Source organism: Grimontia sp. SpTr1 (assembly GCF_947387585.1).
Taxonomy (GTDB): domain Bacteria; phylum Pseudomonadota; class Gammaproteobacteria; order Enterobacterales; family Vibrionaceae; genus Enterovibrio; species Enterovibrio indicus.
In genome coordinates this window covers 58,979-74,786 of record NZ_CANDOD010000009.1, presented here as the reverse complement: position 1 = coordinate 74,786, position 15,808 = coordinate 58,979, and the positions used below count along the sequence as shown (strand labels likewise).

Sequence of the window (15,808 nt, the reverse complement as noted above, 5' to 3'; positions counted from 1 at the left end):
GACCGGGACCTTCAGCAACGGGACAATTTTTATCCACACGCCCTATCTTAATCCTATGGAGATGTATTAAACATGGTCATGTTAACAGTAATTGCAAGAATACCGTGATCTCGGTCGGTTTAAGTGAATGAAATTGCATTCAGCTCATATCTTGCGGTTCGATATCGAGTGACCAGCGGACTTTTTTAGACAGCGGCAACTGGCGTATCGCCGGGAGCGCCATGGTTAATCTTTGCTGCAAAATCCTGCGGTTAGGCGCTTGGAAAACCAGCTGCCAGCGAAAACGTCCCGCCCGGCGGTGCAATGGCGCTGGCGCTGGCCCCATGACTGCGCATTCATCTTCTGGGATTGGTGATGCATCAAGCACGGTTCTCGCCTGATGCAGAAACTGCTCTACTTCCCCACTGTGGTGGGATTCAGCACGGAGTAAGGCGAAGTAGCTGTAAGGTGGCAGATGCGCCATTTTACGTTCGTTTAACGCTTCAGCGGCAAAGCTGTCGTAGCCTTTGTGGATGAGTGACTGTAGCAGAGCATGGTCCGGGTGATGGGTTTGAAGTAATACATACCCAGGTTTGCTAGCGCGCCCTGCACGTCCTGCTACCTGAACAAACAGCTGTGCCAGACGTTCCGGTGCGCGGAAATCATTACTGAACAGGGCGCTGTCTACATCCACCAGAGCCACCAAAGTGACATCAGGAAAGTGATGGCCTTTCGCCAGCATCTGGGTACCAATGAGGATTTGGTACTCCTTGTTGTGAATGGCATTGAGGTAGGCTTCAAGCGCGCCTTTGCGACGTGTGTTATCACGGTCGATTCGGATGGTTTTGTATTCCGGAAACAGGGTTTCCAACTGGGCTTCCAACTGCTCAGTGCCCACGCCAACGCTGATTAATTGTGTTGAGCCACAACTTCCACATTGGTGCGGAATAGGGCGTTGCGATCCGCAATGGTGACAGCGAAGTTCATTGCTGCTCTGGTGTAGGGTGTAATAGGCGTCGCAGCGTTTACATTCAGCCAGCCAGCCACATTCATGGCACATCAATGCGGGGGCATAACCACGGCGGTTCAGGAACAGCATCACCTGATTGCCTTGAGAAAGGTGCTTTCTCATCTCGGCAATCAAAGGCGCTGAAAGTCCTGCTTCTAAATAAAGGCCGCGAATATCCAATACCCCGTTTTGGGTTTTCAGTGCATTTCCCGCGCGCACGGATAAAGTCAGATGGTGGTATTTACCGGTTTTGGCGTTGTGCAGGCTTTCAAGGCAAGGTGTGGCGGAGCCGAGCACAACAGGCACATTCTCTTCATGCCCACGCATGACTGCCAGATCGCGGGCGTGATAACGGAAAGAGTCCTGCTGTTTATAAGAGGCATCATGCTCTTCATCGACAACAATAATGCCGAGTGACTTACACGGCGAAAACAGGGCAGAACGGGTACCGATAATAATGGCTGCTTCATTATCTCGGGCTGCCAGCCAGGCGTTGAGGCGCTCGGTATCATTGAGCCCGGAGTGCATCACCACTACAGGTACATTGAAACGGCGTTTGAAACGGTTGATGGTTTGCGGCGTTAAGCCAATTTCGGGTACCAGAATGAGTGCTTGCTGACCGCGTTTTAGCACGGGCTCCAAAAGGTTCAGGTAGACCTCTGTTTTCCCTGACCCTGTGACGCCCTCTATTAAATAGCAGGCAAATTCCGGATTGGCATTGATAGTGGCAACTGCCATTGCCTGCTCGCTGTTGAGCCTTGGCTTGTCTTCCACGACTTCATAGCTTTGTTGCCAAGGCTTTGCTCGCTGCTCTTTCACCGCTTCAATCCAGCCTTTTTCTTCCACCGCTTTGAGAATGGTGGCGCTTAAGTCTTCTTCAAGCAGGTCGCTGTGCGTCATCGCGCCTTGGCGTAATAAGGTTAAAACACGTGCCTGTTTAGGTGCGCGGGTGAGGGCTGACAAAGGCTGCTCTTTCCCGGCTTCTGTCAGTTGCCAGCACTTTTCACAGTCTTTGACTGCAGGTTTGCCTTTTCGCAGTGCACCCGGCATCACAGTCGCCAGTGCATCACCTAATGGATACTGGTAGTAGCGGCTTGCCCAGTTCAATACCTTATATAAAGAAGGCGTCCAAAGCGGGGCGCTATCCAAAACCGCATTGATGGGTTTGATTTGCTCAAGCGGAAATTCAGAGGTGTCGGTCAATGCGACGACAATGCCCACTTTATATTGCTTACCAAACGGGACACGTACGCGACCACCCACAACTGGCATTTCATTATCAATGCGATAGTCGAAGGTTTTATGAAGCGGAACGGGCAGCGCCACCTGAGCAATCGTCGGGGTCATTGTGCGATAAGATCTTGGAATTCAAATAAGGTTGGCGACAGTGTACCCATGCTGCTGGCGGGCGAAAAGCACAGGGTGAAGATTCTTTGGCACTGCCCATTGAAAGTACATGGGAATGAATTGAACAAAAAAGTTGCGATCGCAGGTCACCTTGATTAGAATCCGCGCCTTACAAACAGTTTGTTAACGACGTGTGGTGCCCGATAGGCTCGGGAGAGCGACACGGCCTTAGATAAGAGGTAATCCCTATGAAAGCTGGTATCCATCCAGAATACGCTGCAGTAACTGCAAAATGTTCATGTGGCAACACTTTTGAATTCAAAACGACTCTGGGTAAAGACATCAACCTGGACGTATGTGACAAGTGTCACCCATTCTACACCGGTACTCAGCGTGTAGTTGACACTGGTGGTCGTGTTGACCGCTTCAAGAAACGTTTCGGCGTTCTTAGCAGCAAGTAATTGCGAATTTAATAAAAAAGGGTGCGTAAGCACCCTTTTTTTGTTGCCTGATACAGCTTGTAAGACCTTTTACACCCTTCAGTATAGGTAGACTATTACAGTTTATCCAAGCGAGTTTTGCCAACTTGGTTCAATCCTTACTAGCTCTGGCTTTCGCGCTGCGTTAACATTTTAAATTCCTTTATCTTCCGCCCAATGACCTGAAAGTGTCATAAGAAATGACGACACTTGTCTTTTATTTGAGTCCGCTAAACTCAATAGAGGAATAAGTCGTTGCCTGTGTGGAGATACAGGCAATGAGCGGGAAGATGCAACCCGGATAAACATGGGAATGCGCAAATTCCGCCACTTGTTGATTGTAATGCCCAGCTTGCGGGAAGGCAGTCAGCAAGATAATGGGGCAGGCAGAGGGCCCCTTATTATATTTAGCCAATAACAATTACAGTCAGGAACAATACATGTCTGAAGACAAACGCCAACAGGCGCTGGATTATCATGAATTTCCAGTGCCGGGCAAAATCTCCGTAGAACTCTCCAAACCCGCTGATACGGTAGAAGATCTGGCGCTGGCGTACAGCCCAGGTGTTGCTGAACCCGTCCGCGAAATCGCACAAGATGCCGACAACGTTTATAAATACACTGCAAAGGGCAACATGGTTGCAGTGATCTCAAACGGCACCGCGATCCTCGGCCTGGGCAACCTTGGCCCGCTGGCTTCCAAGCCGGTGATGGAAGGTAAGGCACTGCTGTTCAAACGTTTCGCTGGTCTCGATTCTATCGACATCGAAGTGAAACACCGCACTATCGAAGAGTTCGTCGATACGGTCGCGAACATCTCCGACACCTTTGGTGGTATCAACCTGGAAGACATCAAAGCACCAGACTGCTTTGAGATTGAAAAGCAGCTCATCGAGCGTTGTCATGTACCGGTATTCCACGATGACCAACACGGTACCGCGATCGTGACTGCCGCAGGTATGCTGAATGCGCTTGAGCTTCAGGGCAAAGACATCAAAGAGTCAGTCATCATCTGTCTGGGGGCAGGTGCTGCTGCAGTGGCGTGTATGGAGCTGCTCATCAAGTGCGGCGCGCAGCGTGAGAAAATCTACATGCTGGACCGCAAAGGCGTGATTCACACCCGTCGCGATGACATCAATGAATACAAGCAGCTGTTCGCCAACAACACGGACAAGCGTACGCTGGAAGACGTGATTGAAGGCGCGGACATTTTCCTTGGTGTATCCGGCCCGGATCTGTTGCCACCAGAAGCGCTGAAGCTGATGGCGGACAAGCCAATCGTGTTTGCGTGTTCAAACCCTGACCCGGAAATCAAGCCGGAGCTGGCACACGAAGTGCGTGATGACCTGATTATGGGTACTGGCCGTTCAGACTACCCGAACCAGGTGAACAACGTGCTTTGTTTCCCATTCATTTTCCGTGGCGCACTGGACGTTCGTGCCAGCCGTATCAACGATGAAATGAAACTGGCTGCGGTAGAAGCTATTCGTGCATTGGCGAAAGAGCCGGTACCGGAAGGCGTATTGAAAGCAGCACGTGTCGACAAACTGGAGTTTGGTAAGGAATACATCATTCCAAAACCAATGGATCCGCGCCTGCTGCCACGCGTGGCGAAAGCTGTTGCTCAAGCCGCGGTAGATTCAGGTGTCTCGCGTATTGAAATGCCGGAAAACTACATGGCAGATAAAGAAGCGTAATGGCGGCTTTATACTAAAAAAAACCAGCCAATCGGCTGGTTTTTTTGTTTGAATCTTTTCGAGAAGTTAACGAAATCAATACTCTTCTTCGTTAAACTCGATGCCCAATTCCTTCATAATGCGCTTAACTTCAGCTGGCACACTATCGCTTTTATCCTTGCGAATATCGTCGTCCGTTGGCAGTGGCTGTCCGGTGTAGGCATGCAGAAATGCTTCACAAAGCAATTCACTGTTGGTGGCATGGCGTAGATTGTTGACCTGGCGACGGGTACGTTCGTCGGTCAGGATTTTAAGCACTTTCAGAGGGATAGAAACGGTGATTTTCTTGACCTGCTCTTTCTTTTTACCGTGCTCGGCGTAAGGGTTAATATATTCGCCATTCCAGTCTGCCATTGTTCACCTTCTGTAGCAGTTTAGGGTCTAAAATCGCTGCCAACACGGGAAACAAGGTGCCCAAGTTGGATGAAACATAAATTCTAGCGATATTAACTGCTATATGTAAAGACATATAGACGTCTAGAAGTGTTGACGTCTCACGTTTGAAAAGGGTAAGGTTGACGAAATACCAATCAGGTCACGTTTTGATCTAAGATTGCGCCGAATACGATCTATCTTTTGACAGGGAAGCACGCCATGAGCGACAAGAAGTCCGCAACCATCGCCGTTCGCACCGGTATCACAACAGATTCACAACACCACGCCGTTGTGCCTCCACTGTATCTTTCGACCAATTACGAATTTCCTGAGTTTGGCGAAGTGCCGACTTATGACTATGCCCGTGGTGGCAACCCAACCCGATCTTTGCTGGAAAAAGCATTGGCCGATCTGGAAAACGGCTCAGGCGCTGTGGTCACTAACTGCGGCATGGCAGCCATTAACCTGCTGCTGTCACTGGTTTCGCCGGATGACCTGATTATCGCCCCGCACGATTGCTACGGCGGTACCTACCGTTTGTTCGATTCGCGTGCAAAGAAAGGCGCTTTCAAGGTGGAATTTGTAGACCAAACCGACGCAGCTGCACTGGACGCTGCGTTGGCGAAGAGCCCCAAGTTGGTGTGGTTGGAAACGCCGTCCAACCCACTGCTGCGCGTGGTGGATATTGCAGCCATCTGCGAGAAAGCCAAAGCTGTGGGTGCTTGGGTAGGGGTTGATAACACCTTCCTGTCCCCCGCTTTGCAGCAGCCACTAAACTTAGGCGCAGATTTTGTTGTTCACTCGACCACCAAATTTATCAACGGTCACTCAGACACCGTCGGTGGTGTTGTCGTGGCGAAAGAAGCCGAGCTTTATGAAGAGCTCAAATGGTGGGGTAACTGCATTGGGGCTACCGGTAACGCATTTGATAGCTACATGACACTACGTGGTCTTCGCACTCTGAACGCAAGAATGCGCCAGCATGAGGAAAACAGTGCAGAAGTACTGGAATACCTCAAGCAGGAATCTCTGGTGAGCACTATCTACCATCCGGCGCTGCCAACGCACCCGGGTCATGAGATTGCGAAGAAACAACAATCAGGTTTTGGCGGAATGTTGAGCTTTGAGCTTAAAGGCGATGAAAGTGAGCTGAAACTTTTCCTATCCTCCCTTAAGCTGTTCACTTTGGCGGAATCATTGGGTGGTGTGGAAAGTCTGGTGACCCATCCAGGCTCAATGACGCACCGCGCCATGTCGGACGAAGCGCAGGCAGAAGCGGGCCTGGCAGCCACACTGCTTCGCTTGTCTGTCGGTCTGGAAGATAAAGCCGACTTGGTTGCCGACCTGAAACAAGCATTCGATAGAGTAAGAGAGAGCCAGTAATGAGCGCGGTTGAAGTTGTATCACCCCAGCAGTCGCAAGCCCGACAGTTACATAAGTTCGGTGGCAGCAGCCTTGCCGATCCTGATTGTTTCCGCCGTGTCACACGCATTCTGGCACAATACAGCAGTGAAACAGACATTATTGTCGTTTCTGCAGCCGGCAAGACTACGAACCGCCTGATTGAATGGCTTGATTTGCTAACGAAAGATGGCCGTCTGGCGCACGAAGCGTTGCAGGGCCTGCGCAAATACCAGCAGGATTTGATTGAGAACCTGATTGAAGGTGAACAGAAACAACTGCTGGTGGACGAACTCTACGAAGATTTCAGCACGCTGGCACAAGCTGGTGAGCAGCCATTGACCCAAGCGCAACGAGCATGGGCACAAGGCTTTGGCGAGGTGTGGTCAGCGCGTTTACTGTCTGCATTGCTGACCCAACTTGAGCTGCCAGCCGTGAAGCTTGACTCCCGCTCTTTCCTGCGTGCGGAACGTGGCGCACAGCCAGAGGTGGATCGCGCAAGCTCGTGGCCGCTTCTAAAAGAACAACTGGTTCAGCACACCAAACGTCGCATTGTGATCACTGGATTCATGGCACGTAACACTGAAGGTGAAACCGTGCTGCTGGGGCGTAATGGTTCCGATTACTCAGCAACCATTATCGGTGCACTGGCAGATGTTAGCCGCGTGACCATCTGGAGTGATGTGGCGGGTGTGTACAGTGCGGACCCACGTATTGTCGGTGATGCCTGCCTGCTACCACTGCTGCGTCTTGATGAAGCAGCTGAACTCGCGCGCCTAGCAGCACCTGTGCTTCATACCCGCACGCTTCAGCCAGTAGCACAAAGCTGTATCGACCTGAATCTGCGTTGCAGCTATGACCCAGAGTCAGGTTCAACACGCATTGAACGCGTTCTGGCGTCTGGGCGCGGTGCGAAAATCATTACCTCATTGAGTGATGTCTGCTTGCTTGAACTGGATGTACCGCGTTCGCACGACTTTGATACCGCGCGACGTGATATCGAACGACTGCTGACCCGAAATCAAATTCAGCCGCTGGCGTCATCATTCAGTGCCGACCAACACCGTATCCAACTCGCTTACACTGGCGAAGTGGTGAACAGCGTGTTGGAGCAACTGCAAAACGCCGGCATTCCTGCCGATATCCGTCTCCGTGAAGGCTACAGCATGGTCGCAGCGGTGGGCGCAGGTGTCACGGCGAACCCTGTGCATTGCCACGGCTTCTATCAACAGCTTCGCAGCCAACCGATTGAGTTTATCTGCGAATCTGGTAGTGGCCTCAGTATCGCGGCAATCTTGCGTAAAGCGAACACTTCGGCGTTGGTGTCAGATATTCACCGCGCACTTTTCCAGGCGCAGCGTCGTATTGGTTTGGTGTTGCTGGGTAAAGGCAATATCGGTAGCCGTTGGCTGAACCTGTTTGCGGAGCAAAAAGCGGCACTCGAAAAACGCCATGGCATGAGCTTTGAGCTGATTTCGGTGCAAGACAGTGATAACCAGTGGGTCGACTTCGATGGTATTGATGCAGATAGCGTCATGACTCGTTTTGATGAAGTCGCCAAACCCTATGAAGGGAGCGATTGGCTGACGGCACTGCTCAATCATCCTTACGATGATATTGTCGTGCTGGACGTGACCGCCAGTGCACCGCTTTCGATGCAATATCCTGATCTGGCCGAGCATGGCTATCACCTGATCTCTGCCAATAAGGTGGCAGGCTCTGCGAGTGGCGAGCTGTATCATCAGGTTCAGGATGCGTTCGCAAAAACCGGTCGTTTCTGGCTTTACAACGCGACAGTCGGTGCAGGCCTTCCCGTGAACCATGCCGTGCGTGATTTGCGCGAAAGCGGCGACCAAATTATTGCGATTTCAGGCATCTTCTCTGGAACCTTGTCTTGGCTGTTCCAGCAATTCAACGGTGACATCAAGTTCAGCGAGCTTTTGGAACAGGCGTGGCAACAAGGTCTGACCGAACCTGACCCACGTGAAGATCTCAGTGGCTCAGACGTGATGCGTAAGCTGGTGATTCTGGCGCGCGAGTCCGGTCTGGATATTGAACCGGAGCAGGTGCAGGTGCAATCTTTGGTACCTGAGGCACTTTCTGCGCTGTCGCTCGATGCATTTCTGGATAACAGCAGTCAGCTTGATGAAGCGCTTGAAGATTGGCTTGAGCAGGCGAAAAAAGAGCAGGGCGTTCTTCGCTATGTAGCAAGACTTTCACGAGATGGAAAAGCGCGTGTTGGTATTGAAGTGTTGTCTGAAGAGCATCCACTCGCCAACCTGCTGCCTTGCGACAACATCTTCGCGATTGAAAGTCAGTGGTACCGCGAGAACCCTTTGGTTATCCGCGGCCCAGGTGCAGGACGTGATGTGACAGCAGGCGCTTTGCTGTCTGACTTGAATCGCATCGCATCTTTACTGAAATAGCCATAAATCGGCTGGAAAAAGCGGAGCTTAGCCTCCGCTTTTTTGTACCCTAAGCATTCGGGCAAAGTACACGCGCCAGTTAAGAGTGCTGTGCTTGAGAGACTTACATGATCATCATGAATAAAATTCAAGTTAAGTAAGTTGACTTTAAATTGCCCGCAATTCAATATCTAGACATATAGACGTCTATATGGATGTCGGCTTTAAAGGATTTTTTCGGTCGGATGTTGCCGAAGTAGGGAGACGCTATGGGATACTCACATGCCAGTCATCTGGATGCACTTAATCAAAACCTTTCTGATTTGAACGGCGACATTAACGTTTCGTTTGAGTTCTTCCCACCCAGCTCTGAAGCCATGGAGCAAACGCTTTGGACTTCGGTACAACGCCTGAAAACCCTGAAACCTAAATTTGTTTCCGTGACTTACGGTGCAAACTCCGGTGAGCGTGACCGTACCCACGGTATCGTAAAGAGCATCAAGCAGGAGACAGGTATTGAAGCTGCGCCTCACCTGACCTGTATCGATGCGAGCCGCGATGAGCTACGTGAGATTGCACGCGACTACTGGAACAGCGGTATCCGCCATATTGTTGCCCTGCGTGGTGACCTGCCAGAGAAAAGCCAGAAACCGGATATGTACGCAGCGGACCTGGTTGAGCTTTTGAAAGGTGAAGCTGATTTCGATATCTCCGTTGCGGCTTACCCGGAAGTTCACCCAGAAGCGAAAAGTGCGCAAGCTGACCTGATCAACCTTAAGCGTAAAGTCGATGCTGGCGCAAACCGCGCTATCACACAGTTCTTCTTTGATGTTGAAAGCTACCTGCGTTTTCGTGACCGCTGCGCTGCGGCAGGTATTGATGTTGAAATCATCCCGGGGATCTTGCCTGTATCAAACTTCAAGCAGGCTTCGAAGTTTGCCAACATGACCAATGTGCGCATTCCAGCTTGGATGTACAAGCAGTATGAAGGTCTGGAAGATGATGCGGTAACCCGTCAGATGGTTGGTGCGAGTAACGCTATTGATATGGTGCGCGTGTTAAGTCGTGAAGGCGTGAAAGACTTCCACTTCTATACGCTGAACCGTGCTGAGTTGACCTATGCGCTTTGCCACACATTGGGTGTGCGTCCTACTGCGTAGAATGAAAAGTCCACAAGCCAAAAACAAAAAACCGTCGCAAAGCGACGGTTTTGTCTTTTCTGGAAAGTCCTTACTGGGCAACGACTTTCTTACTCATTGACATGGTTTCCATGGCATTGAGTTCGAACAGGACTTCTTCTGCCCACGTTAACCATGCTTCCTTGCGAAGAATGTTGCGGCGCAGTGTCAGTCGCTCCAAACGGCCTTCTCGGGTCAGCAGTGCAGAGTCAGCGTACTGGCTTCGCTCTATGTCCCTGTATTGGCTTAGCTGTAAGCGGCTCTCGTCCATCAATGCATGCATATGTTCGATCATTGGTGCTGGGTCGAAAATGCTGCAGGTTAGTAGTTTTGCAGAGACTTCATCGCGGTCGGTTGGGTGTTTTGCAGGCATTAAGAACCACTCATAAAGGCTCTGTCTACCAATGTCCGTGATGGAGTAGACCTTTCTGTCAGGTTTGCCATCCTGTGGTTCTAAACGACAACTCACTGCGCCCATATCGGCCAGTTTATTGAGTTCGCGATAGACTTGTTGGTGGCTGGCTTTCCAGAAGTGCCCGATAGCGTTAGAAAACTCTTTGGTTATATCATAACCAGTTGCATCGCGGTGGCTAAGCACCGTGAGAATTACGTGCGGTAGTGACATCTCTTCTATCCAAAATCTTAAAAGGCGATCCTTAGCCCTGGGATGTCGCTCTTTGGCGAATTTATTTTTTCCACAACACTGGGCGGATCGACACGTTTTTCGTTGCCGTCCATACATAGCTTCTTGCCAACAATGCACCAAAAAATCGTGGTGCGAAAAGCGCTGTACAGTGACACTTAAACGGTTATTTATACTTCGGTGTTTTGCCTATACCTTTGTCACGATAACGTCACGAACAGGCAAGAAAACATATTAATAACATTATCAACGCAACAACAATCGAAAAAGGCTCCCCAAAAATAAAAAAGGCTGCAACATGGCAGCCTTTCTTAATTTTGAATCAATTTCTCATTTATCCGGTGTTGCGCATACCTGCGGCTATGCCGGCGATGGTCACCATCAGTGCTTCATCAAGCTCAGTGTTCTCTTCTTCTGTTGCACGCGTACGGCACAGAAGCTCTGCCTGAAGCATGTTCAGTGGCTCAACATAGATATTACGCAGACGGATAGATTCCGCGCCCCAAGGGTTTTGCTCCATCAGGTGATCGCTGTTTTCTACCATCAGCACGGCTTTGATGTCCTGCGCCAAGCGGTCTCGCAGTTCATCACCCAGTCGCCATAGTGACTCATCCACCAGTTTCTCGTCATAGTATTGAGAAATCGAAGGACTGGTCTTGGTGAAGACCATTTCCAGCATACCCAGGCGGGTAGAGAAGAATGGCCATTCGCGACACATCTCTTCAAGGTTCTTCAGGTGGCCATTGTCGATGGAGAATTGAATCGCTTGACCTGCGCCCAACCATGCTGGCAGCAGCAGACGGTTCTGACTCCATGCGAAAATCCATGGGATAGCGCGAAGGCTTTCTACGCCACCATTCGGGTTACGCTTCGACGGACGCGAGCCCAATGGCAGTTTGCCCAGTTCCAACTCTGGTGTTGTCGCTCGGAAATAAGGAACAAAGTCTTCATGACCACGAACGACGCCACGGTAAGCCTCACAGGAAACTTCACTCAGCGTTTCCATCAGGTCGCGCCATTCCTGCTTAGGTGCTGGTGGTGGCAACAGGTTCGCTTCCAAAATGGCGCTGGCGTAAAGATTCAGGCTCTGAATCGCTACATCTGGTAGACCCAGTTTGAAGCGGATCATCTCGCCCTGCTCGGTCACTCGCAGACCGCCTTTCAGACTACGAGGAGGCTGGGACAGCAGTGCAGCGTGCGCAGGTGCACCACCGCGACCAATAGAACCACCACGGCCGTGGAACAGCACCAGATCGACACCAGCGTCTTCACACAGCTCAACCAGTTGTTCCATGGCTTTATACTGAGCCCAGCCCGCTGCCATCACACCCGCATCTTTGGCGGAGTCTGAGTAGCCAATCATGACCATCTGGAAGTTTTGAATAAAGCCGCGGTACCAGTCGATGCTCAGCAGTTGGCTGATCACAGACTTGGCATTGTTGAGGTCTTCCAGGGTTTCAAACAGCGGACACACGTCCATGCGGAACGGGCAGCCTGCCTCTTTTAGAAGAAGGTGAACCGCCAGCACGTCAGACGCTGTGCGCGCCATTGAAATCACATAGGCGCCCAGTGCTTCACGAGGCTGCTGCGCAACGATACGGCAGGTATCCAACACTTCCTGCACTTCATCAGAAGGCTCCCAATCAAGTGGCAGCAAAGGACGCTTAGAGCTCAGCTCACGGATAAGGAAAGCTTGCTTGTCCTGCTCGCTCCACTGGCTGTAGTCGCCCATGCCCAATGTGCGGGTCACTTCAGACAGCACATTCGCGTGGCGGGTGCTTTCCTGACGGATATCCAGCTTAATGAGGTTAACACCGAAGGTGCGGATACGACGCAGCGTATCAAGCAGCAGACCATCAGCGATGATGCCCATGCCACATTCATGCAGCGACTGGTAGCACGCGTGAAGCGGTGTCCACAGTTGGTCAACGTTGGTCAGAATGTCTTTTTCATCGCTACGGCGGCCATGGATTTGGGCATCCAGGTGATCCAGGGTATTGGTCAGTGTTTGACGCAGTGATTTCAGGATCGCACGGTACGGTTCGTGCTCATCACCTGCCATGGCGCGAACCATGTCATTACAGCGGGTCATCGACAGCTCGCTGATGAGCTCCTGAATGTCGCCGAGATAAAGGTCAGCCGCTTTCCAGCGGGACAATAGCAGCACTTCACGGGTGACTTCTGATGTCACGAATGGGTTACCGTCGCGGTCACCACCCATCCAGCTCGAGATCTGGATTGGCGATGCTTCAACTGTCAGGCCGCGGCCAAGGTGGCGCTTCATCTTCTGGTCAAACTGACGCAGGAATTCCGGTACCGCTTGCCACAGGCTGTTTTCAATCACGGCATAACCCCATTTGGCTTCATCAAGCGGGGTTGGGCGTTGCTTACGGATAACGTCAGAGTGCCACGCCTGAGCAATCAGTTGCTCAAGGCGAAGTTCTGCTTTATCACGCTCGCTGGAAGAGAGGTCGCCAAGTTCAAGTTTGGACAAACATTTGTTGATTTGAACCAGCTTATGAATGGTAGTACGACGCGCGATTTCCGTCGGGTGTGCTGTCAGCACCAGTTCGATCCTCAGGTCATCAACGGCTTTATCACGCTCACCGTCAGACACATCTGCGTTTTGCAGTCGCATAAACAGATCGTCCAGTGAGTCAGGATTACATACCTGCTCTTCACAGTGGCGGGAAACAGAATGGTACTGTTCAGCGATGTTAGTGAGGTTAAGGAACTGGCTGAATGCGCGTGCTACAGGTAGCAGTTGGTCATTCGGCAGGCTTTGCAGCACATCGATCAGCTTGGCGTGATCGTCTTTATTACCCGCAGAAGCGGATTTAGAGAGCTGACGGATCTCTTCTACTTTGGCCAGCAACTCTTCACCGTGGGCACCTTTAATGGTGTTACCCAGAAGGTGACCGAGCATGCTGACATTGCTCTTTAGAGCGTCATACTTGTCATTCATAGTGCGTCCGTTTCGTAACTTTGTTACATCCAAATTGCAATCGTAATGGCTCAATCTAGCCAATGAGTGGCATAAAGGTCAATCACCCACCGTATTATTTCACTGCATTTTTTTGTCTATCCCTTGAGCAATAAGGCATTGCGGAAGTTGTAACAAAATTACATTTAAAGCACAGGGTTTAGGCAAAAACGCTAGCCTGTCGCAGGTGGGTGACTTTATTTTAAACAGACTGTTGACATTAGTCATTTATCACGCTAAAAAGCACATATAAATTCATTTAAAATGAATAAACAATTATAATTCGCCAAAAAAAGCTCATGGAAGCAGCGAAAAGGTACGATACGAATATGGATAAGTTCTCAAACTCCCTTCTCCAGCGACGACGCCGACGTTAAAAACGTTGGGCGTATCTGCCCCTCCTGCAGCTGAGCGAGCTGAATGTTTCATCATTCTACCCAAAGAAATAAACGGACTTTTCATGTTAAAGACAGTGATTGTCGGTGCAAGTGGATACACAGGTGCCGAGCTGACCAAAATGGTATTTCTCCATCCTGAGCTTGAGCTTTCAGGATTGTATGTCTCTGAAAACAGTGTGGATGCGAACAAATCTATCGGTGATTTGCACGGTGCACTGAAAGGTCTGGTCGACCTTCCACTTCAGCCTCTTAAAGATGTCAGTGCTGTCGCAAAATCTGCGGATGTGGTGTTGCTGGCAACGGCTCATGAAGTCAGTCACAACATTGCACCAACCTTCCTATCTGAAGGCTGTAAAGTGTTTGATTTGTCTGGCGCATTCCGCGTTCAATCTGACAGCTTCTATACCGACTACTACGGCTTCGAGCACCAATACGGCGAGTGGCTGGAAAAAGCGGTTTATGGTCTGGCAGAGTGGAACGAGGCAGATATTGCAAAAGCCGATTTGGTTGCGGTGCCTGGTTGTTACCCAACTGCTTCACAGCTGGCATTGAAACCGTTGCTGGATGCTGGACTTATCGACACCCAACAATGGCCGGTGATCAATGCGGTAAGCGGTGTGTCCGGTGCGGGTCGCAAAGCTTCTATGACTAACAGTTTCTGCGAAGTTAGCCTTCATGCTTACGGTGTATTCACGCACCGTCACCAACCGGAAATTTCTACTCACTTGGGATGTGATGTGATTTTCACGCCGCACCTTGGCAACTTTAAGCGTGGGATTCTCGCGACCATCACGGTCAAATTGGCAGAAGGCGTCAGTGAAGCGCAGGTAACAGAGGCGCTTGAAAAAGCATACGAAAACAAAACGTTGGTTCGTCCTTTAGGCGCGGGTCAAAGTGCCAAACTGCAATCTGTTCAAAACACCGGATTTTGCGATATTGGCTGGTCTGTGAAAGGTCAACACGTGATTCTGACGTCAGCAATCGATAACTTGCTGAAAGGTGCCGCCAGTCAGGCGATGCAGTGCATAAACATTCGCTTTGGATTCTCGCCGCTCACGGCGATTGTGTAGGAGAGTGGCAATGAGTTTACGTCCTTTGGTAGTCAAACTGGGTGGTGCAGCGCTGTCTTGCACAGAGACTCTGGATAAATTATTCGCGTCAATCAGCCAGTATCAGGCTTCTGCGCATCGCCAATTGGTGATTGTTCATGGCGGGGGCTACCTGGTTGATGACTTGATGAAAGCGCTGAACCTGAAAGTGGAGAAAAAGCAGGGTTTGCGAGTCACTCCAAAAGATCAGATCAATGTGGTCGCGGGTGCACTGGCGGGTACGGCCAACAAACTGCTGCAGGGCGAGGCAATCAAATGTGGCATTAATGCAGTCGGTCTGAGTCTGGCAGACGGCGGTTTATGTAAAGTGACCCAACTTGACCCTGAACTTGGCAATGTGGGCAAGGCAACACCGGGCGATTCTTCCGTCGTACAAGCGATTTTGTCAGCAGGCGCAGTGCCCATCATCAGCTCTATCGGTATTGATGCCGAAGGTGAACTGATGAACGTGAATGCGGACCAGGCGGCAGTAGCAGTAGCCGCTGCATTGGATGCTGAACTGGTTCTGCTGTCAGACGTGAGTGGCGTACTCAATGGCAAAGGCAAACTCATGCCAACGCTTGATGAGAAATTAGCAGATGAATTAATTGAAAGCGGCGTGATCACTGACGGCATGATCGTCAAAGTGAAAGCGGCGTTTGAAGCGGCAAACGCGTTGGGGCGTCCTATTCAGGTCGCGAGCTGGCGTTATCCCGAGAAGCTCGCTGAGATGTTCGGCGGCAGCAACATCGGTACCCGTTTCACGGTTTAAACAATACAGAATTTA

The 15,808-nt window shown here is 50.8% G+C and carries 11 protein-coding genes; 7 read left to right on the top strand and 4 right to left on the bottom strand.

The window, feature by feature from the left end; translation table 11 throughout:
• Window positions 1-139: 139 nt before the first annotated feature.
• Window positions 140-2,335: a primosomal protein N' gene (priA, locus tag QL223_RS13920; RefSeq protein ID WP_281545077.1), complete on the bottom strand. Its 2,196-nt coding sequence runs from the start codon at window positions 2,333-2,335 to the stop codon at window positions 140-142.
• A gap of 248 nt (window positions 2,336-2,583) precedes the next feature.
• On the opposite strand from priA, the gene rpmE reads away from it, so the two are divergent.
• Entirely contained in the window at window positions 2,584-2,796 is a 213-nt protein-coding gene (gene rpmE / locus QL223_RS13915) for a 50S ribosomal protein L31 (protein WP_002535255.1), read from the top strand.
• 458 nt (window positions 2,797-3,254) lie between these two features.
• Window positions 3,255-4,511, top strand: coding sequence for a malic enzyme-like NAD(P)-binding protein (locus QL223_RS13910; protein WP_046307656.1), 1,257 nt, complete (start codon window positions 3,255-3,257; stop codon window positions 4,509-4,511).
• A 75-nt stretch (window positions 4,512-4,586) separates the two neighbouring features.
• Here QL223_RS13910 and metJ read toward each other — a convergent pair whose 3' ends face one another.
• Window positions 4,587-4,904: a met regulon transcriptional regulator MetJ gene (gene metJ, locus QL223_RS13905; RefSeq protein WP_002535253.1), complete on the bottom strand. Its 318-nt coding sequence runs from the start codon at window positions 4,902-4,904 to the stop codon at window positions 4,587-4,589.
• A gap of 240 nt (window positions 4,905-5,144) precedes the next feature.
• On the opposite strand from metJ, the gene QL223_RS13900 reads away from it, so the two are divergent.
• The 3 genes from QL223_RS13900 to metF all read left to right on the top strand — a co-directional run bounded on the left by QL223_RS13900 (window position 5,145) and on the right by metF (window position 9,891).
• Window positions 5,145-6,308 (top strand): O-succinylhomoserine (thiol)-lyase, encoded by a 1,164-nt coding sequence (locus QL223_RS13900; RefSeq protein WP_046307658.1) that lies wholly within the window; start codon window positions 5,145-5,147, stop codon window positions 6,306-6,308.
• Window positions 6,308-8,752, top strand: a complete 2,445-nt coding sequence (locus QL223_RS13895) for a bifunctional aspartate kinase/homoserine dehydrogenase II (RefSeq protein WP_002535251.1) — start codon at window positions 6,308-6,310, stop codon at window positions 8,750-8,752. Before QL223_RS13900 ends, QL223_RS13895 begins: the two co-directional genes overlap by 1 nt.
• Before the next feature lie 248 nt (window positions 8,753-9,000).
• The gene (gene metF / locus QL223_RS13890; RefSeq protein ID WP_281545076.1) at window positions 9,001-9,891 is read left to right on the top strand and encodes a methylenetetrahydrofolate reductase; all 891 of its coding nucleotides are present in this window, start codon (window positions 9,001-9,003) and stop codon (window positions 9,889-9,891) included.
• Between the two features lie 70 nt (window positions 9,892-9,961).
• On the opposite strand, the gene QL223_RS13885 is transcribed toward metF, so the two are convergent.
• Window positions 9,962-10,534: a PadR family transcriptional regulator gene (locus QL223_RS13885; RefSeq protein ID WP_002535249.1), complete on the bottom strand. Its 573-nt coding sequence runs from the start codon at window positions 10,532-10,534 to the stop codon at window positions 9,962-9,964.
• 352 nt (window positions 10,535-10,886) lie between these two features.
• A complete protein-coding gene (gene ppc, locus QL223_RS13880; RefSeq protein WP_281545075.1) occupies window positions 10,887-13,517 on the bottom strand; it encodes a phosphoenolpyruvate carboxylase in 2,631 nt (876 codons plus the stop codon).
• 478 nt (window positions 13,518-13,995) lie between these two features.
• On the opposite strand from ppc, the gene argC reads away from it, so the two are divergent.
• Window positions 13,996-15,003, top strand: a complete 1,008-nt coding sequence (gene argC, locus QL223_RS13875) for an N-acetyl-gamma-glutamyl-phosphate reductase (RefSeq protein WP_281545074.1) — start codon at window positions 13,996-13,998, stop codon at window positions 15,001-15,003.
• Window positions 15,004-15,013: 10 nt separating this feature from the next.
• Entirely contained in the window at window positions 15,014-15,793 is a 780-nt protein-coding gene (gene argB, locus QL223_RS13870) for an acetylglutamate kinase (RefSeq protein ID WP_046307669.1), read from the top strand.
• The last annotated feature ends 15 nt before the right edge of the window (window positions 15,794-15,808 follow it).